Raw genomic sequence first — 17,681 nt, 5'->3', positions numbered from 1 at the left:
GGTCGGGGTCAGTACCGGGTGGTGATGGTCACCCCGCTGAAGTCGGTCTGGGCGTAGAGGCTGATGTAGCGGTAGCCCGCGGTGGTGTTGGTGACGGTCAGGCTCTGGGTGGTGGTGCCGTAGGTGGTCGAGCCGTTGGTGTAGGCGTTCGGCGTGGCCCAGCTGTCCGGGTTGTAGAGCAGGTACGCGGTGCCCGTGCCGCCGGAGCTGTCGACCTTCAGGGTGGTGGTGCCGGCCGGCAGGTAGATGTAGTAGTAGTCCAGGTTCCCGGCGGTCGCGGACTGCTTGGTGCGGGAGCAGTTCCGGTCCAGCACGCGGGTGTCGGCGGCGGTGCAGCCCGCCAGGCTGACCGTGACGGACTGGGTGACGGTGTTGGTCCGGCCGTTGCCGTCGGCCACCGTCAGGCTGACGGTGTAGCTGCCGGCCGTGGTGTAGCCGTGCGAGGGGCTCTGGGCGGTGGAGGTGGCGCCGTCACCGAAGTTCCAGGCCCAGGAGGTGATGCTGCCGCCGCCGGACTCGGTGGACCGGTCGGTGAACTGGACGTTCAGGCCGGACGGGGCGGCGCTGAAGGCCGCGGTCGGGGCGCCGCCCACCTGGCAGGCACCGGCGGCGCAGGCGTCCAGCCAGGTGTTGAACTCGGCGTCGTAAGCGGTGCCGATGGAGTTGTAGACCGCGTAGCCGCCGGTGTAGTCGCCGGTCCGGAAGTGGCCCAGCATGGTCTGGACGACGTCCGGGTGCTTCTCGACCATGAAGCGGACGGCCAGGTAGCCCCACGGGTAGGTGCGGGTGGTGTCGCTGTTGTCGTAGGTGTTCTGGAACAGCGTGCTGAGCGCGTAGGTGTGCTTGGGCGCCTCGGCCATCGCCCCGGTGTCGGTGACGTTCCGGTAGCTGTAGGACACGTACTCGGCGACGCCCTCGATCCACCAGACGTCCGGCACGGAGATCTGCCGGCTGAAGTCGCCCTTCATGTCGAGGCGGCCGTCCAGGGCGTGGGTGTACTCGTGGTTGAGGTTCCAGACGCCCGCGGTGAAGCCGTCGTCGCCGTTCTGGTAGGTCAGCGAGATGGGCTGGTTGGCGGGGGCGGTCGGGTCGCCGATCAGCGTGATGCCGCCGTTGTTGGTGCTGACGCCGTAGATGCCGCCCGCGTAGGTCTGGTAGTCCCGCGGCGAGGCGAAGACCACCATCTGCAGCGAGTTCTCGTACTGGCCGGCGATCGGGCCGCTGTCCTTGACCAGCTTGTGGAAGAACGGGTCCTGGTTCTGCAGGCTGGCGCAGACGGCGGCCAGGTCGGCGGCGGTCAGGCTCTGCGCCAGGAGGGTGTGGGTGGAGTCGCAGGTGTGGCTGATCGGCAGGGCGGCGGCCTTGAGCTGCGTCGGCAGGTCGCAGACGCCGTAGTACGAGCAGTTCGCCTTGTCGTAGAAGGCGGCCATGCCGGCCACGCCGACCCAGAGCGGCGCGGTGGGGCCGGTGATCGACGACACGTCCATCAGGCCCTTGACCAGTGGCCGGACGGTGTTCACCAGCGCCGGGTGCTCGATGAACCGGGCCGTCTCCAGACCGGCGTTGGAGTCCAGGAAGGAGTTGTTGCCACCGAGCATGCCCTTGTGGTTCAGCGCGAAGTTGTCGAGGGTGTTGATGAGGCTCGGGTCGGCGGTGACGGCGGCGACGTAGTCGGCGTTCTGGTGGCCGCGGAAGATCGGGGTGTACACGCTGTTGGCGAAGTTCACCATGTACCAGGACGAGTCCCAGGAGCTGTTGTACGCGTTCAGCACCTGCTGGTACGTCTTCAGGTAGTGGGCCTGGAGGTTGGCGCTGTCGGTGAGGATCATCGCCTGGCCCTCGATCTGGCCGTTGCCGTCGTTGACGTCGAGGAAGTGCGGGCCGGCCACCAGGGTGTCCAGCGCGGCCCGGACGGCGTTGGTCAGGATCGCGTCGTAGGTGCCCACGTCTGCCGGGTGGTAGTACTGCACGTAGTAGCCGGCCTGGAGGAAGTAGACCAGCTGGTAGATGCCGTTCGAGTTGTCGCCGGTGTACGAGGCGGCGGCGCTGCGCAGACCGTCGGCCACCGCGAGCATCTGGCTCTGTTTGAACACCCCGTTGGCGTCGCCGCCGGTGATGCGGAACAGCGAGCTGATGCAGTCGACGGTCGAGCCCTGGACGTGGCCGACCAGGTCCGCGCCGGTGCGGCCGCTGAAGTCGGCCGGGGTGCACGAGGTGTCGGCCGTCCCGGCGGCGGCCCGGCCGGACCTCGCCAGGGCCGGGGCCTTGGCGAGCTCGGGCTTCGGGGCCTGTGGCGCGGCCGACTGCGGGGAGCGCGGCGGGAGTTGCGCGGGTGCGAGCCGGCCCGTCTGGGTCTGCGCGTGGGTGTCGAGACCGAAGGCGGTGCCGGTCGGGGCTATGCCGCCGAGGTGCCCGGGGTGGGGGTCCTGGCTCACCTGCCGGCCGGTCGCCGTGGGGGCGGCGAAGCTCGGCGCGGCGGCGAGGCCGGTGATGGCGGTACTTGCGGCGGCGAGCACGGCCAGCGCTCGGGGCAGCCGAAGTCGGTGACGCATCGTCACTCCTTGCTGGGGGGGTGGGGGGTGAGCCTCAGGCGCTTGCCGTGAAGGCGTCGCCTGGCACGGTGTCACGGGCGACCCGGCACAATCAATAGGGTGTGACATATCACTTTGAAATTGCAGTGGACCCTTCGGATGCGGAGTGACGGCGGCCCGGCTCCCCCGGGCCGGCCCGGCTACCGGCACGCCTGTCCACTGACGCCTGCCCTCGTACGACGGGCCGGCGGCCGCCCAGGTCACCGCCGGGTGCTCGCCTTCCTCGACCGCGTCGAGCGGCCCCCGGACAGGGCTGTTTCAGGGGCGGACGGCCAGCGGGTTGGGGACGGGGACGTAGCGCGGTTCGGTGCCGTCCGCCCCGATCCAGCGGGACAGCAGGTTGGCCTTGCACGGGACGGTCGCCGCGGCGAGCAGCGTCTCGGCCGCAGGCAGGCCGAACTCCTTGTCGCACCGCTGGACCACCTGCCGCGCCATCGGCCACAGGGCCGCGGCGGCGTCGGGAAAGCGCCGGGTGAGCGCATCGGCGATCCCGGTCAGGTTGTTGACGACCAGGCAGTAGGTCAGCCGCTTCCAGGCCTCCTCCCGGGGCGTCGGCGGAATCGCCCTGGCGCCTTCCGCGTCGCGGAAGAGGGCCTGGACGGGCAGGCCGTCCGGGCCCACGGCGATCAGGGTGTTCTGGAGGTGGCACTCGACGCCGACGCCGTGGCGGGCGTACGCCTCCAGCACGGGCGGGACCACCCGGTCCAGGTAGGCCGACCACCAGGGCAGCGGGTCGGTGAGGCGGTCGAGCGGATCGCCGTCGAAGCCCTCGGTGAGCGCCGCCGCCAGCAGCGCGGTGGCGCCCGGGAGCAGGTGGTCGTCCAGGCCGTCGCGGACCAGCACGGGGAAGGTCTCCTCCAGGCCGCGGACCGTGCGGTACCCGCGTTCGCTCAGCCACGCCGCGGGGCCGTCCATCGCCCCGAAGGCCGCGCTGACCAGCGGGTCGGTGCGGAGCGCGTGGCGCAGCTCGTGCCGCCGGATCCGCCGGACGTCGTTGGTGATCTGCACCTCCAGGCTGAACTTCAGGAAGAGGTCCCCGGACGCCCCCGGCCGCTCGTCCCCGCCGGGGACGTGCACCGTGCGCACCGAGGCCGTGGCCCGGGCGTCCCAGGGCGTGCGGCCCAGGTGGACGAGGCGGCCCTCGGCGAAGGCGGCGCGGACCGCCGGCCGGTGGCGGGTGAGGTCCAGCTGCCAGGGATGGACGGGCAGCAGCCGGTGGCCGTCGGGTGCCCGGCCCAGGGCGTCCAGGGCACGGGTGTCACCGTCCTCGACCACCGCGTCCTCCCGCACGCCCAGCAGCACGAGCGGGAAGCGGCCGTGCGCCTCCGGCGCGTAGCGCAGCCAGGAGCCCGGCGGGCCGCCGCCGCTGCGGGCCTTGGGCGCCGGGTGGTACGGGTGGCCCATGACCAGAGCCTGTTCGGAGCGCAGCCACAGGCTCTCGGGCGGGACGGCCCGCGAGCGGGCGGCGAGGACGGCCTCGACGACCTCCCGGCCGGCGGCCATCTCGGCGGCCAGGGCGGCGTTGGCGTGCCCGGTGACGGCCAGCATCTCCTGGGCGGCGAGGCGGATGAGGCCGCTGTGACGCACGGGTTGCCAGGTGGTACCGGTCCACAACTCGGGTTCGCCGAAGGGCCGGCCGGTGCGCACGCGCAGCAGCCGGCCGGTGGCGTGCAGGCGGTGGACCGCGCGACCGTCGGCCGCATCCCCGGTCGGCAGGGCTGCTTCCCTCAGCAGGCAGTTGAGCAGGGGCGCCATGGCCAGCGCATCGGCTTCGCGGGCGAAAGTATTCATCGAGGAGCAGTATGTGTGGCGGGTGTTCGCCCGCGGTAGAACATCGGGGTGTGCGACACCCCCGCCGAGCGCGAGCTGGCCCAGGAGCTGGCGAGCTTCCGCCCCGAGTTGACGCCCGCCTACCTCGCCGCCCTGCCCGGCGCCCGGGCGGCGGTGCTGGCTCGGCTGTGGCGCGGGCTGGTCCACGAACCGCTGCCCTGGATCGCCGACCGCGCCCGCGGCGGTGACGGGATCTCGGTCCGGCTCACCGACGGGCGACGGCTGTACGGTCCGCCGTCGGACCCCTGGGCGACGGGAACCGCGGTCGCCGCCGTGGAGCTGGACGGCGTCCCGTACGACCATCCGGCACCGCTGATGGCCGCCCTGAAGGTACCCGGAGGCGAGCCGTTCGCCGACGAACTCGACCACAGCACCGCCTCCTTGGCGCTCTCCCGGACGGCCGCTCCCCCGGCCGGGCCGCCGTCGGAGCCCTGGGAGTGGGAGCAGCGGTCACCGGAGGGCCACCCGTACCACCCCACCTGCCGTTCCCGGCCCGGTTTCTCGGCCGCCGAGCAGCTGGCCTACGCTCCCGAGCACCGGCCGGTGGTCGGTCTGCGGCTCACGCCGGTGAAGGGTGCGACGGTGCGGGGCCCGTGGCCCTCGCAGTGGCGGGACGGGGAGACGGTGCTGCTCCCGGTGCACCCCTGGCAGGCCGGGCACGTCCTCGGCGGCCGGCCGCTGCTGCCCGGTCCGCCGGCCCATCCGCTGCTGTCCCTTCGCACGCTCGCCCTCGACCACCACGTCCACCTGAAGACCGCGTTGAGCACCCGGCTCACGTCCCAGGTGCGGGACATCTCGGCCTATTCGGTCGACCACGCGCTGGCCACGTCCGCGTTGGCCGCCCGGGTCGCGGAGCGCCTGGGCGGCCGGCTGCACATCACCCGGACGCTGGCCGCGGCCGGGGCGGGCACGCCGGACCTGGCGGCGGTCCTGCGCGAATCACCGTACGTCCATGCCGGGACGGACGAACAGGTGGTGCCGGTGGCCGAGCTGGCCGGGCACTTCGCCACCCACGACCCGCACCGACGATCCGCGCACGTCACCGAGTTCGCGCGGCTGGCCCTCGGCGTCTGCCTGGAACTGCTCGACCTGGGCGTGGCCCTGGAGGCGCACGGGCAGAACCTCCTCGCGGTGGTCGACCGGGAGGGACGGCCCCGCCGGCTCGTCTACCGGGACCTCGCCGACATCCGGATCAGCCCGGCCCGGCTGGCCCGGAACGGCCTCCCGGCGCCGCCGATGACCGGCCGGCTGCTCGAAGACGACCCCGCCGTCCTCCGCCGCAAGGTCCTCGGCTGCCTGCTCACGGGCGCTCTCGGCCCCCTCGCCGGGAGCACCGCGGAACTGGGCGCCCTCCTCGAAGCCGCCACCCGCGACCTCCCCCCGACTGCGGACCTGCTGGCCCTGCGCACGGAGGAACTGCCGGTCAAGGCCCTGACGTTGATGCGGCTCTCACCGGCGGGCGACCGGTGGGCGCACCTGCCCAACCCCGTTCGAGGCGCCGCGGAAAGGTGAGCAGATGCCCCAGCCCGTCCCCGTCGAAGCACCCACGGCATGGAACGGCCCCGGCCTCAGCGAGTCCGACTGGCTGGTCCTCCTGCCACCCGCCTGCTCACGCGCGCTGGACGGCCCGCCGGCGCATCCGGCGCCGGAACTGGCCGAACTGGCCGCGCAGGTCGCCCGACGGGTGCGGCACGGGCGGGGGTTCGTCGTCCTCCGGGGCGTCCCGGTGGACGGCCGTACCGACCAGGAGTGCGCCGCGCTGTGCCACCGGCTCGCCGCCTCCCTGGGCACCCCGTGGCCGGCCGACCCCGGCGACCTCATCACCGTCGCCGACAACGCCGGACTGGGGAAGACCGACCTCGCCCTCCCCCCGCACACCGACCGGACGCCGGCTCCCCGTCCGCCCGGGCTGCTCGGCCTGCTGACCGTACGACCGGCCGCGCAGGGTGGCGAGACCCTCCTCGTCAGCGGCCACACCGTGCACAACCGGCTGCTCACCGACGCCCCTTGGGCCCTCCCCCGCCTCCACCGGGACTTCCGCTTCGGCCGGGGCGTCGGCTTCGACCGCGTCCGCCCCGTCTTCCAGCGCCACGGCGCCGAGCTGCGCGTCCACTACAACCGGCGCGGGATCGAACGCGCCCACCGCGAGGCCGGCGCGCCCCTGACCCCCGACGACCACGCGGCCCTCGACGCCGTCGACCGGCTCCTCTCCGACCCCGGCACCGTGCTCCGCATCCCCCTCCACCCGGGCGACCTCCTCTGGCTGGACAACACCGTCGTCCTGCACGGCCGCACGGCCTTCACCGACCCGCCCGCCCCGGCCGCTCCCCGCTGCCTCATCCGCGTCTGGGCGGACTGAGCACGGGCCGGCCCCGCCCCCGCGGGGGCCCGGCGAACGCGGGGGGCCGCTCCGCGGGTCCGGGGCGGCGCCGCCCCACGAACGGGATGTCATCGTCGGGTCCCGGCGGTGAGCGGCCGCAGTCGGTGGGCCTCGTCGAACAGGGCCCGCTCGGCGAGGTGGGCGGCGGTGAGGGCGGCCAGGGCAGCCGCGGAGAGCATCATGTACATCACGACGATCTGGTAGCGGATCGCGGTGAGCGGGTCGACACCGGCCAGGATCAGGCCGGTCATCGCACCGGGCAGGCTGATCAGCCCGACGGTCCTGGTGGCGTCGACGGCGGGGATCAGCGCCGTGCGCAGGGTCGAGCGGAGGTGGGGCGCGAAGGCGTCGGCGGCCGGCAGTCCCAGGGCGAGGCGGGCCTCGATGGCGGGGCGCGCGGTACCCGCCTCGTCGCGAAGGCGCACCAGGAGGAGGGTGGTGGCCTGCATCGCGCCGGAGACCACCATGCCACCGACCGGGATCACCACCCGGGCCTGGGTCGCGACGACCCCCAGGGCGAGCAGCACGCCGAGGGTCGCGCCGGAGCCGACGGCGACCGCGGTGGCGGCGATCGGGAGTGCGCGGGGCATCCCGGCGGAGCGGCCCGCGCAGACACGCGCGGCGGTGGTCACCATGAGCGTGAGGCAGCCGACGGCGCCGGCCACGCCGGTGTGCCGGAAGACGAGGAGCAGGACCGCGCCGACGGCGGCGAGTTGGACACCGGCGCGTGCCGCGGCAACGGCGATGTCCCGAGCGAGGTCCAGTCGCCGGTGCCAGGCCACCGCGATCGCCGGCAGCACCAGGGCGACGGAGGCGGCGACCCCGGCCCAGCCCGGTACGGCCGCGTTCACGCGCCCGTCCGGAGGTAGTCGACGCGGTCCGCCGGTCCCGAGGCGACCAGACGTCCACTGCGCAGGACCAGGACGTGGTCGGCGACCCGGCGCGCCTGCGGCACGTTGTGGCTGACCAGCACCACCGCGAGTCCGTCCGCGACCAGGTCCCTGATCATGTGCTCCACCGCCAGCGCGCTCTCCCCGTCCAGGGCGGACGTCGGCTCGTCGAGCAGCAGCACCTCCGGACCGACGGCCAGCGCCCGGGCCAGGCAGACCCGTTGGGCCTCGCCACCGGACAGCCCGGCCGTGGCCCGCGCCAGCATCCCGGACGGCAGACCGGTCCGCTCCAACAGCGCGGCGGCCCGGTCCTCGTCGAGGTCGGGGCGGCCCACCCGCAGGTCGTCCACGACACGGTCGGTCAGCAGCACCGGCTGCTGGCCGACCGATCCGACCCGGCGGCGCAGTTCCAGCACGTCGAGCCGCGGTAGCGGCGTGTCCCGGAAGCGGACCTCACCCGACGTCGGCTCCGCCAGCCGGTTCAGCAACCGCAGCAGCGTCGACTTGCCCGCTCCCGACGGCCCGACCAACGCCGTGCAGGCGGCGCCGGGAATCTGCGCCGAGAGACCGTCCAGCAGCACCCTCCCGGCACGGCGCACGGTCACCCGGTCCAGCAGGAACGACGGGGGCGCCTCCGCCCCGGGGCCGCCCCGACCGCTGGTGCGGGTGCGAACGGCGATGGCGAAGGGCTGGTCCACGGGCCTCCGTTGCCGGTGGGGCGGCGGGCGGGGCCGGCCCGCCCGACCGGGAATCGGTCCATTCGCCTCATCGTGCCAGTGGCACCGCCGGCACCGGCGGTGATCACCGTCGCGCCCACTCGTACGGATGACTGCCACCTGGCCACCACTGACGGTCACCCCCCGGGCCACGGCCGGACCGGTCCAGATGCTTGCCGCCCGCCCGTACGGAGGCCACGCAGCGCTCGTCTCTGACGGGGCGCCAAAGTCCCCTGCTGGAGGGCGAGTCCGGCCGAGAGAAAGCCGGACGGCACATCTTGAACGCATAGCCCCCACAAGTAGCCGGGCGGCACGTACGCCTCCTGAACCCCTCGTCCCGCCCCGGCGTGGACCCGGCCATCCCGGCTGCCGTTACCCACGGTTCAACCTGGGTATCTGTGTGTACATGGCGCTCACCCTCGGGCCGGGGCCCGGCTCGCCGGATCGTGCGATCGTCGACCGTTGGCCGACAGCGGCTTCCTTTCGGCCAGACTGCGTTCAAGAAGATAACGAATAGGTGTGGACAGGTCTCGTCTTGGATTTACTTCTTGACTCAATCTGGCCGAGGAGGGTTGACTCCAGCCACCCCGCCGCACCGTCGCGGCGACGTCAGGGAGGCACCCCACCATGAACGCAACGACGCGTCGCGCCGTCATCGCCACCGCAGCCGTCTCGATGGCCCTGTCCTTGGCCGCGTGCGGCAAGGCCGGCGGCGACAAGAAGGACTCCGCCGCCTCCGGCGACACGAAGTCCATCGGCCTGCTGCTGCCCGAGAACGCGTCCTCGACCCGCTACGAGTCCTTCGACAAGCCCTTCATCGAGGCCAAGGTCAAGGCCCTGTGCGCGGACTGCAAGGTGCTCTACAACAACGCCGAGGGCAGCGCCGCCAAGCAGAAGCAGCAGTTCGACACCCTGATCGCCCAGGGCGTCAAGGTGATCGTCCTGGACGCCTTCGACGCCACCTCGACCGAGGGCTGGGTCAAGGAAGCCGCCGCCAAGGGTGTCAAGGTCGTCGCCTACGACCGCCTGGCCACCGGCCCGGTGGCCGCCTACGCCTCCTTCGACAACGAGAAGGTCGGCGAGCTCCAGGGCCAGGCCATGCTGGACGCGCTCGGCCCCCAGGCCTCCAACGACAACATCGTCATGATCAACGGCGACGACGCGGACCCGAACGCCGGCCAGTTCAAGGCCGGCGCCCACAAGGTCCTCGACGGCAAGGTCAAGAAGGTCGTCTACGAGCAGTCGGGCGAGTGGAAGCCCACCGTCGCCGGCCAGAAGATCGGCGCCGCGATCACCCAGCTCGGCAAGGACGGCTTCCAGGGCGTCTACTCCGCCAACGACGGCATGGCCGGAGCCATCATCACCCAGCTCCAGAACGCCGGCATCAAGGTCCCCGTCGGCGGCCAGGACGCCGGCCTCGACGCCATCCAGCGCATCGTCAACGGCGACCAGGCCTACACCATCTACAAGGCCTACAAGCCGCTCGCCGACAGCGCCGCCGAGCTGGCCGTCGACCTGCTGCAGGGCAAGGACGTCAAGACCGTCGCCACCGCCAGCGTCGACAGCGCCACCGACAAGGGCATCCCGGCCAAGCTGCTCGACCCCAAGGTCGTCACCAAGGCCAACATCCAGGACACCGTGATCGCCGACGGCCTCTACAAGGTCTCCGACATCTGCACCGCGGACTACGCCGCCGCCTGCGCCGCCGCGGGCCTGAAGTAGTTCCGCCCGGGCGGAGCTCCCCACCTCCCCGGGGAGCACCGCCCGCGCCGCGCGGCGGGCCCACCCCGCTCCGGCACCCTCTGTTCCCACGCTCACCCGCCCGCGCCGCACGGCGCGCGGGCCAGCCCGGCCACCGCCGCGCCCTCGCGGCGTGCCCGGGAAGAAGGAGATGGTTCACGTGACAGGCGCACCCGTACTGGCGTTGCGCGGAGTCTCCAAGCGCTTCGGCGCCGTCCAGGCACTGACCGACGTGCATCTGGAGGTACACGCAGGCGAGGTGGTGGCCCTGGTGGGCGACAACGGCGCCGGAAAGTCCACGCTGGTGAAGACCATCGCCGGCGTGCACCCCATCGACGAGGGAACGATCGAGTGGGAGGGCGGGGAGGTCTCCATCGCGCGCCCGCACGATGCCCAGGCCCTCGGCATCGCCACCGTCTACCAGGACCTCGCGCTCTGCGACAACCTCGACGTGGTCGGCAACCTCTTCCTCGGCCGCGAGCTGAAGAGCTTCGGCACGCTCGACGAGGTCGCCATGGAGAAGCGGGCGCGCGAACTGCTCGACACCCTCTCCATCCGCATCCCGAGCGTGCGCATCCCGATCGCCGCACTCTCCGGCGGCCAGCGCCAGGTGGTCGCCATCGCCCGTGCCCTCGTCGGCGACCCCAAGATCGTCATCCTGGACGAGCCCACCGCCGCCCTCGGCGTCGAGCAGACCGCCCAGGTCCTCGACCTCGTCGAGCGCCTGCGCGAACGGGGCCTCGGCGTCATCCTGATCAGCCACAACATGGCCGACGTCAAGGCCGTCGCCGACACCGTCGCCGTCCTGCGGCTGGGCCGCAACAACGGCGTCTTCGAGGTGGCCGGCACCTCGCACGAGGAGATCATCTCCGCCATCACCGGCGCCACCGAGAACGCCGTCACCCGGCGCCAGGCCCGACTCGCGGAGGAAGCGAAGTGACCACCGAACAGCCCACCCCGACCAAGCCCGCCCCGGCCCCGGCCGCCCCCGCGGTCGACCCCCGCCTGCTCGTCCGCGAGGCCGGCATCGCCGGCTACCTCGCCGAGTTCAAGCAGAAGATGCGCAACGGCGACCTCGGCTCCGTGCCCGTCGTCCTCGGCCTCATCCTCATCGCCGCCATCTTCCAGGGCGTCACCGGCGACTTCCTCAACGCCGACAACATCACCCACATCACCCAGTGGATCGCCGGCCCCGGCCTGATCGCCGTCGGCATCGTCTTCGTGCTCCTGCTCGGCGAGATCGACCTCTCCCTCGGCTCCGTCGCCGGCGCCTCCGCCGCGATCGCCGCCGTCCTGTCCGCGCGCTCCGGCTACAACGAGTGGCTCTCCTGCCTCATCGCCGTCGCCGTAGCCGTCGCCATCGGCGCCCTGCAGGGCTTCTTCTTCGCCAAGATCGGCGTCCCGGCCTTCGTCGTCACCCTCGCCGGCCTGCTCGCCTGGAGCGGTCTGCAGGAGTACGTCCTCGGCGACAAGGGCACCGTCAACGTCGTCCACGACGGCGTGCTGGCCAACCTGGACAACTACTTCCTCGGCGACGGCGACATCGCGTACGCCTGGGGCCTCGCCGTCCTCGCCATCGCCCTCTACGCCGCGGGACAGCTCCTCGACGCCCGCCGCCGCACCGCCGCCGGCCTCGCCGCGCGGCCCGTCAGCGAGATCGCGCTGCGCACCGGCGTGCTCGCCGTCGTCGTGCTGGCCGCCGCCTACATGCTCAACCAGGACCGCGGTCTGCCGCTGCCCGTGCTGATCTTCCTGACCATCGTGGTCGTGACCGACTTCGTCCTGCGCCGCACGAGCTACGGCCGGCAGATCTTCGCCGTCGGCGGCGGCGTGGAGGCGGCCCGGCGCGCGGGCATCAACGTCTCCTGGGTCCGGATCTCGGTCTTCATGATCTCCGCCGGCATGGCCGCCCTCGGCGGCCTCTTCTACGCCTCCCAGCAGGGCTCCGCGGACAAGATCCTCGGCGGCGGCAACGTCCTGATGAACTCCATCGCGGCGGCCGTCATCGGCGGCACCAGCCTGTTCGGCGGACGCGGCAAGACCTGGTCGGCCCTGCTGGGCATCCTGGTCATTCAGTCGATCACCACCGGCCTCGACATGGTCCACGTCAGCCAGGCCATCCAGTACATGATCACCGGCGCCGTGCTGCTCGCCGCCGTCGTCCTGGACTCCGTCTCCCGCCGCACCCGCAAGACCGCGGCACGCTGACCCCGTCACACCCGGCCCGGCATCCACCCCCACGGATGCCGGGCCTTCGGCATTCCCGGGCCCGAGCAGCCGCGGTACCGGCGGATCCGGCCGGCCCGTCACGGACGACCGGGCCGCCGGTCGTGTAGGGAAGCCGCTCCGGGGTAGCTGAGCGGCATGCTGACACTCGGAGTCGAGGAAGAGTACCTGCTGGTCGATCCCCGCGACGGCACGCCACTGCCCCGGGCCGCCGAGGTCCTGGCCACCGCCTCGCTGGCGCCCGCGCTGCGCCCCGCCGAGGCGCAGCACGAACTGCTCCAGGTACAGGTGGAGAGCGCGACCCCGGTCTGCGAGGACCTGGCGGGGGTGGCCCGCCACCTGACCCGGGTGCGTGCCGGGCTGAACGCGGCCGCGGCCCAGCACGGCTGCCGGGTCGTCCCGGTCGGCTCCGCCCCGTTCGGGCCGCCGGGCCCGATACCCGTCACCGACCACGAGCGCTACCGGCGGGCCCGCCGGCAGGCGCCCGCGCTGGTCGACGACCTGATGCTCAACGGCATGCACGTCCACGTCGGCGTCCCCGACGAGGAGGAGCGGCTGGGCGCCCTGGTGCGACTCCGGCCCTGGCTGCCGGTGCTGATCGCACTGAGCGCGAACTCGCCCTACTGGCGCGCCCACGACACCAACTTCGCCAGCTGGCGCACGGTCCACTTCGACCAGTGGGCGGTCAGCGGGCCGCCGCCCGCCTTCCGCGACGCCGCGGACTACCGGCGGCGGGTGGCGGCGTTGCGGGCAGCGGACGCGATCGCCGACGCGGGGCAGCTGTACTGGCACGCCCGGCTGTCGGAGCGCTACCCGACCGTGGAGGTGCGGGCGGCGGACGTCCAGCTGACGGTCGCCGACGCCGAGCTGTTCGCCGGTCTCGTCCGGGCCCTGGTGACCACCGCCGTCCTGGAGGAGCGCGAGGGGCGCCCGCGTCCGTCGCCCCCGGAGGAGCTGCTGCGGGCGGCGACCTGGCACGCCGCCCGCACCGGGGTGCACGGACAGCTGGTCTCCCCCGCCGACGGCACCGCCCACCCGGCCGCCGCCGTGGTCGAGGAGTTGCGCGCCTACGTCGCCCCGGGCCTGGAAGCGGCCGGTGACACCGCCCGGGTGGCCGAGCTGTGGCGCGTGTTCGAACGTGCGGGCAGCGGCGCCGACCGGCAGCGCCGCTGGTACCGCGAGCACGGCTGGGCGGGGCTGGCGGAGCACCTGGCGGGCTCCACCGTGACCCGTACGCCCTGAGGCCGGGCCGCCCGTCGCGCCGCTGGTCAGCCGAGCGTGACGCCACGCTCGCGGGCCAGGTCCTCCAGCCCGTACCGGGCCACGTGCTCGGCGTTGCCCAGGTCGATCGTCCGGACGCCCTCGTCGGCCAGCCGCTCGTTGATCTCGTCCAGGTGCTGCCGCACGAGCTGCTTCTCGGCGTCGGTGGTGCGGCCCTTGTGCGGCCGGCCGGCGTGTTCCAGGCTGGCGTAGTTGACCCGCTCCCTGGCGCCGGCCGGCACGACCTGGGCCGGGAAGGTGCGGGCGACCTTCTTGGCGCCCCGCAGCACCTCGGCCATCGGGGCGGCGGAGGCCAGCCGGTCGAAGGCCTCGGCCTCCAGTACCACCGTTTCCGGCTCGTCGGAACCGGGGTGGTGCAGCTCGATCGTCACCAGGTCGAGCGCCAGCTCCTCCACACCGGTCAGCTCACTGCCGAGGGCCTCGATCTCGACCGGCCCGTCCTCCAGATCGGGGTGCTGACGCACCACGATGCGCACCAGGTCGTCGTCGTTCTCCACGTGCGTACCGGTCAGGTCCGAGAACCGGATGATCTTCTGCCCCATGTCTGCCTCTCGTGACGGCTACGGTCTGGCGAGAGCCTACGCCGGGATTGATCAACGACGTGACGCGGCCGGTGCTCCGTCAGGAGGCGGGGCCGGGGGCGTCCTGCCCCAGGCCCCGGCGGATCGCGATCTCCACGGGCGAGTACGCGCCGTCGGCCCGTTCCAGTTCGTACGGCGCGGCCGGCATCAGCGGCGGCTGGGCCATGAAGCGCGGCCGCACCCCGTGGTGCGGTTGGGCCGCGTGCACCAGGAACGGATGGCACAGGAAGACGTCGCCCGGGGAACCGGTGGCGAGCGCGACGGGCCGGTGCTCGGACGCCGCCACCAGATCGGGAGCGAGGATCAGCCCGCTCGCCCCCTCCTCGCCGTACTCCGCCAGGACCTTCGGCACGTCCAGGTGCGAACCGACCCGGATCCGGGTCGGGGCGTCCTCCTCACCGACCTCGCTGAACAGGAACAGCATCAACAGCGCCCGGCCCCGGGACCTCAGATTGGTGAAGTACCAGTTCTCGCCCTCCGGCAGGTAGCTCCCCTCGATGTGCCAGCCCGCGTCGTCCGGCTCCTCCTCGTGCGGGAAGCGCAGCGGGAACGTGCCCAGCGAATAGCGCGGCTCCCAGCGCCCCGCGCCGACGAGCAGGTCGTACGCGCGGTGCAGGGACGGGGAGTTGGGCGCGGCGGCGAACGGTCCCTGCGCCATGCCGGCCACCCGGTGCACGGGCTGCGTCCAGGTCGAGCGGTCGTCCGGGTCGCAGCCCGTCTCCCGCCACAGCAGTCGTGCGCAGTCGGCGGCCACCCGCGGCGCGACGGCGCCCTCCAGCTTCACGAAGCCGTCGCGCAGGAACGAGGAAACCAACGTCGTGTCATCCATGACTCCATCGTGCGGCGACGCCCGTGCCCCTCACCCGACATTCCCCGCACCGCTTCTGTCGGGCGCGCACCGGCCGGCGGCCATCGCGTCGGAGGACGTCGACCTCGCCGGCGGGGCGCAGGGTGGACGCGATGCCGGCCTGGGACCGGGTGCCCGGCACGGCACCTGAGCGGTCGCCCGCGGCGGAACCCGGACCGCCGCGCCGAGAGCGGGCGGCACTGTCCGCCGATCACCGACCTCCGGTCGCGGCAGCCGAGTTGGGGGCTCCGCCGCACCGGTCAGCGGCGCCGTCCCGCGTAGGCGGGAGACACCAGCGCGATCAGCACCGCCGCCACGCCGACCTGCAGCAGGTGCCGGATCCAGTCGATCCCGCCGGTGTGCCGCACTCCGAAGTAGGAGGCCGCGGCGTTGCCGAGCACCGCTCCGGCCGCGCCGACGAGGACGGTCAGCCACAGCGGCACGGGCTGACGGCCCGGCAGCACGAGCTTCGCCAGCACGCCTACCACCAGACCCGCGACCAGGGCCCACAGGATCGTCATGGTCATCTCCTCTCGTTCGCTCACAACCGTCCACAACGCCCGTCGTGTGCCCCGGTGTTGGAGGTTCATGCCCGGCACCGCCCGGCCCGGCCCGGCGCAGCGGTCCGCAGGTTTGGCCGGCCGGATCGGGGTGACACGAGGAAGGGGTCGGCAGGAACGGCCCGGACGGCGTCCACCCCCTCCCCTCGGGGCCGCCGTCCGGGCCGCCGCCGACGGCTCAGAGCCCGGCCACCGTGACGACCACACACCGGCGGCCGGGCGCGAGGGGTGTCCACGACCGCTACCGGTACGGCCTGGAGGAATCGTTGCCGCGCGCTCGGCCCCGCGCTACGGCCGTCCGCCCGCGGGCCGTCCGGGTCGTTGCGCCTCCTCCGGGCCGGGGGTGCGTGCCTTCCGCTGGCTCATCAGCTCGTCGGCGACGGCCACCACCGCACCGGGGGCGATCTCCTCCAGGGCGTCGAGGACCATCGTCAAGCCGCCGAGGAACACGGCCCGGGCCGCCAGCCTGCGGGCGCGGGCGGGCTCCGACAGCCCCACCAGGGTGGCCAGGGCCCACGCCCGCGCCCGGCCGTGGGGGATGGTGTGGGCCAGGTCCTCGGCCCGCTCCGGCTCACCCTGGCGGGCCAGCGCAGCGACGACGTCGATGAGCGCCTCGCCCCGCCCCCAGCGATCGGGAATCGCGGGGACGAGGGCCTCGGCCCGGGCCGTCTCGCCGCTGCGGGCCAGCTCGCCGACGACCGCCATCAACGCCCGGCTCCGCGCCCGGCGGTCGGCCAGGGCACGGGCGAGGGCCTCGGCCCGGTCGGTGTCCCCGGACCGGGCCAGCACCTCGACGACGTGGGCCGTCCGCGCCGTCCGCAGGTCGGGATCGTCGATCCGGTCGACGAGCGCCATGGCCCGCTCGACCCGCCCGTGCCGGGCCAGCAGCGAGGTCACGGCCTCCCGCAACGCGAAGCCCTCGAACCAGGTGTCGCGGCGGAGCAGTTCCTCGGCCCGGTCGGCCACGGCGAGGGCCACCTCCCGGTCGGCGCTCTCGGCCAACGCCTCCAGCAGTTCGGGCACGATCCGCGCGTCGAAGTGCGGGCTGGGCCGCGCGCGGATCGTGAGACACAGGACATCGGGGTCGGCCTGACCATCCCCCGGCCCCGCCGCCGCAGCCGCGGCCTCGGCCTCCGCGGCTGACCTCGCGGCGGCGGCCCGGGCCACGCTGCGCAGCACGGCGTCGAGCCGGTCCAGGTCGCCGAGGCGGGCCTCGACGGCCAGCACCGCGACCAGGAACGCGCGCTGTCCGACGCTCTCGCGGCCCTCGGAGCGGACGAGGTCCTCCACCCGGTCGGCGAAGTCGCCCGCCAGTACGCGGTCGCCCGCGGCGTGCGCGATCTCCACGGCCGTCACGAGTACGCGCCCCGACTCCGCGCCACGGCCGGCGCACTCGACGGCTCTGGCGAGGTGTTCGAGCGCAGCCGGGAAGTCACCGCCGTCCGCCACCGCCTTCGCCAGCCCGGCCCAGGCACGGGGCCAGTTGTGCGGGTAGCGGACCGTCTGAGCCAGGCGGGCGGCGCGCTCGTGGTCACCGGCGCGTGCCACCGCCGCGATGTGGGCGACCAGGGCGTCGTCCCGCAGTGCGCGGTCGGTCAGCGAGTCGAGGAGCACCCGCGCGCCGTCCAGGTCCCCGGCCTCGCCCGCCACCCGCACCAGACGGGCCAGATCCGCCTCCGGCCCGGACCGGCTCCCGCCCGACCGGACCAGCTCGACCGCCCGGTCGACATGACCGGCCCGCACCAGTGCCGCCGCCAGGTCCGGATCGCTCCTGCGGTCCGTCTCCTGGTGCGCCGCCAGCCGCAGGACCGTCAGCAGGCACGGGGCGAACCCGCTGCGCAGCAGGCCTCTGTCTCCGCTGCCCGGCGGGGCCGGGCCGAGGCGCTGGTCCCCGTACCTCGTCCAGTAGAGCTCCGGCCCCCACTGGGCCAGTCCCTTCACCACGCGCGCCCCCGCCGATCGACCGCTTGGCGTGCCGCACGAGGCGGCCCCCATCCGGACCGGACACGATAGTCCGCCCGGCCCCGGGCAGCCAGGTC

At 73.6% G+C, this 17,681-nt stretch carries 14 protein-coding genes; 6 read left to right on the top strand and 8 right to left on the bottom strand.

The window, feature by feature from the left end:
* Positions 1–8 precede the first annotated feature (8 nt).
* Positions 9–2,552, bottom strand: coding sequence for a collagenase (locus ACIRVF_RS05560; protein ID WP_402814081.1), 2,544 nt, complete (start codon positions 2,550–2,552; stop codon positions 9–11).
* Positions 2,553–2,849: 297 nt separating this feature from the next.
* Complete coding sequence (locus ACIRVF_RS05555; RefSeq protein ID WP_402814078.1) at positions 2,850–4,382, bottom strand: IucA/IucC family protein; 1,533 nt, start codon at positions 4,380–4,382, stop codon at positions 2,850–2,852.
* Between the two features lie 48 nt (positions 4,383–4,430).
* Between ACIRVF_RS05555 and ACIRVF_RS05550 the strand changes: the two genes are divergently transcribed.
* Entirely contained in the window at positions 4,431–5,933 is a 1,503-nt protein-coding gene (locus tag ACIRVF_RS05550) for an IucA/IucC family protein (protein WP_402814076.1), read from the top strand.
* A 4-nt stretch (positions 5,934–5,937) separates the two neighbouring features.
* Positions 5,938–6,780, top strand: coding sequence for a TauD/TfdA family dioxygenase (locus ACIRVF_RS05545; RefSeq protein ID WP_402814073.1), 843 nt, complete (start codon positions 5,938–5,940; stop codon positions 6,778–6,780).
* An 89-nt stretch (positions 6,781–6,869) separates the two neighbouring features.
* Here the strand turns inward: ACIRVF_RS05545 and ACIRVF_RS05540 are convergent, their stop codons facing one another.
* Together ACIRVF_RS05540 and ACIRVF_RS05535 are read right to left on the bottom strand one after the other, a co-directional pair.
* The gene (locus tag ACIRVF_RS05540; protein WP_402814070.1) at positions 6,870–7,652 is read right to left on the bottom strand and encodes an ABC transporter permease; all 783 of its coding nucleotides are present in this window, start codon (positions 7,650–7,652) and stop codon (positions 6,870–6,872) included.
* A complete protein-coding gene (locus tag ACIRVF_RS05535) occupies positions 7,649–8,389 on the bottom strand; it encodes an ATP-binding cassette domain-containing protein (protein WP_402814067.1) in 741 nt (246 codons plus the stop codon). Before ACIRVF_RS05535 ends, ACIRVF_RS05540 begins: the two co-directional genes overlap by 4 nt.
* A 645-nt stretch (positions 8,390–9,034) precedes the next feature.
* Between ACIRVF_RS05535 and ACIRVF_RS05530 the strand changes: the two genes are divergently transcribed.
* The 4 genes from ACIRVF_RS05530 (at position 9,035) to ACIRVF_RS05515 (ending at position 13,615) form a co-directional block, all read left to right on the top strand.
* Complete coding sequence (locus tag ACIRVF_RS05530) at positions 9,035–10,129, top strand: sugar ABC transporter substrate-binding protein (protein WP_402814064.1); 1,095 nt, start codon at positions 9,035–9,037, stop codon at positions 10,127–10,129.
* Positions 10,130–10,298: 169 nt separating this feature from the next.
* A complete protein-coding gene (locus tag ACIRVF_RS05525) occupies positions 10,299–11,087 on the top strand; it encodes an ATP-binding cassette domain-containing protein (RefSeq protein ID WP_402814063.1) in 789 nt (262 codons plus the stop codon).
* Positions 11,084–12,355, top strand: a complete 1,272-nt coding sequence (locus tag ACIRVF_RS05520; protein WP_402814060.1) for a sugar ABC transporter permease — start codon at positions 11,084–11,086, stop codon at positions 12,353–12,355. Before ACIRVF_RS05525 ends, ACIRVF_RS05520 begins: the two co-directional genes overlap by 4 nt.
* A gap of 156 nt (positions 12,356–12,511) precedes the next feature.
* A complete protein-coding gene (locus ACIRVF_RS05515) occupies positions 12,512–13,615 on the top strand; it encodes a glutamate--cysteine ligase (RefSeq protein WP_402814057.1) in 1,104 nt (367 codons plus the stop codon).
* Between the two features lie 26 nt (positions 13,616–13,641).
* On the opposite strand, the gene ACIRVF_RS05510 is transcribed toward ACIRVF_RS05515, so the two are convergent.
* The 4 genes from ACIRVF_RS05510 to ACIRVF_RS05495 all read right to left on the bottom strand — a co-directional run bounded on the left by ACIRVF_RS05510 (position 13,642) and on the right by ACIRVF_RS05495 (position 17,586).
* Entirely contained in the window at positions 13,642–14,196 is a 555-nt protein-coding gene (locus ACIRVF_RS05510) for a hypothetical protein (protein ID WP_402814055.1), read from the bottom strand.
* A gap of 79 nt (positions 14,197–14,275) precedes the next feature.
* Positions 14,276–15,064, bottom strand: coding sequence for a phytanoyl-CoA dioxygenase family protein (locus tag ACIRVF_RS05505; RefSeq protein WP_402814052.1), 789 nt, complete (start codon positions 15,062–15,064; stop codon positions 14,276–14,278).
* A 278-nt stretch (positions 15,065–15,342) separates the two neighbouring features.
* Positions 15,343–15,603 carry a GlsB/YeaQ/YmgE family stress response membrane protein gene (locus tag ACIRVF_RS05500; RefSeq protein WP_402814049.1) on the bottom strand — a complete coding sequence of 87 codons (261 nt, stop codon included), beginning with the start codon at positions 15,601–15,603 and terminating at the stop codon, positions 15,343–15,345.
* A gap of 327 nt (positions 15,604–15,930) precedes the next feature.
* Positions 15,931–17,586 (bottom strand): hypothetical protein, encoded by a 1,656-nt coding sequence (locus ACIRVF_RS05495; RefSeq protein ID WP_402814047.1) that lies wholly within the window; start codon positions 17,584–17,586, stop codon positions 15,931–15,933.
* Between the last annotated feature and the right edge of the window lie 95 nt (positions 17,587–17,681).

It is taken from the genome of Kitasatospora sp. NPDC101157 (genome assembly GCF_044768255.1).
In the GTDB taxonomy this organism is placed as follows: Bacteria; Actinomycetota; Actinomycetes; order Streptomycetales; family Streptomycetaceae; genus Kitasatospora.
Note: the sequence above shows the minus strand (reverse complement) of the source record. Positions and strands in the feature narration are given on the sequence as shown.

Coding starts and splice junctions, on each gene's coding strand:
- ACIRVF_RS05525 (WP_402814063.1), top strand. CDS start 10,299: ATGGTTCACGTGACAGGCGCACCCGTACTGGCGTTGCGCGGAGTCTCC.
- ACIRVF_RS05530 (WP_402814064.1), top strand. CDS start 9,035: ATGAACGCAACGACGCGTCGCGCCGTCATCGCCACCGCAGCCGTCTCG.
- ACIRVF_RS05500 (WP_402814049.1), bottom strand. CDS start 15,603: ATGACGATCCTGTGGGCCCTGGTCGCGGGTCTGGTGGTAGGCGTGCTG.
- ACIRVF_RS05510 (WP_402814055.1), bottom strand. CDS start 14,196: ATGGGGCAGAAGATCATCCGGTTCTCGGACCTGACCGGTACGCACGTG.
- ACIRVF_RS05545 (WP_402814073.1), top strand. CDS start 5,938: ATGCCCCAGCCCGTCCCCGTCGAAGCACCCACGGCATGGAACGGCCCC.
- ACIRVF_RS05560 (WP_402814081.1), bottom strand. CDS start 2,552: ATGCGTCACCGACTTCGGCTGCCCCGAGCGCTGGCCGTGCTCGCCGCC.
- ACIRVF_RS05505 (WP_402814052.1), bottom strand. CDS start 15,064: ATGGATGACACGACGTTGGTTTCCTCGTTCCTGCGCGACGGCTTCGTG.
- ACIRVF_RS05515 (WP_402814057.1), top strand. CDS start 12,512: ATGCTGACACTCGGAGTCGAGGAAGAGTACCTGCTGGTCGATCCCCGC.
- ACIRVF_RS05555 (WP_402814078.1), bottom strand. CDS start 4,382: ATGAATACTTTCGCCCGCGAAGCCGATGCGCTGGCCATGGCGCCCCTG.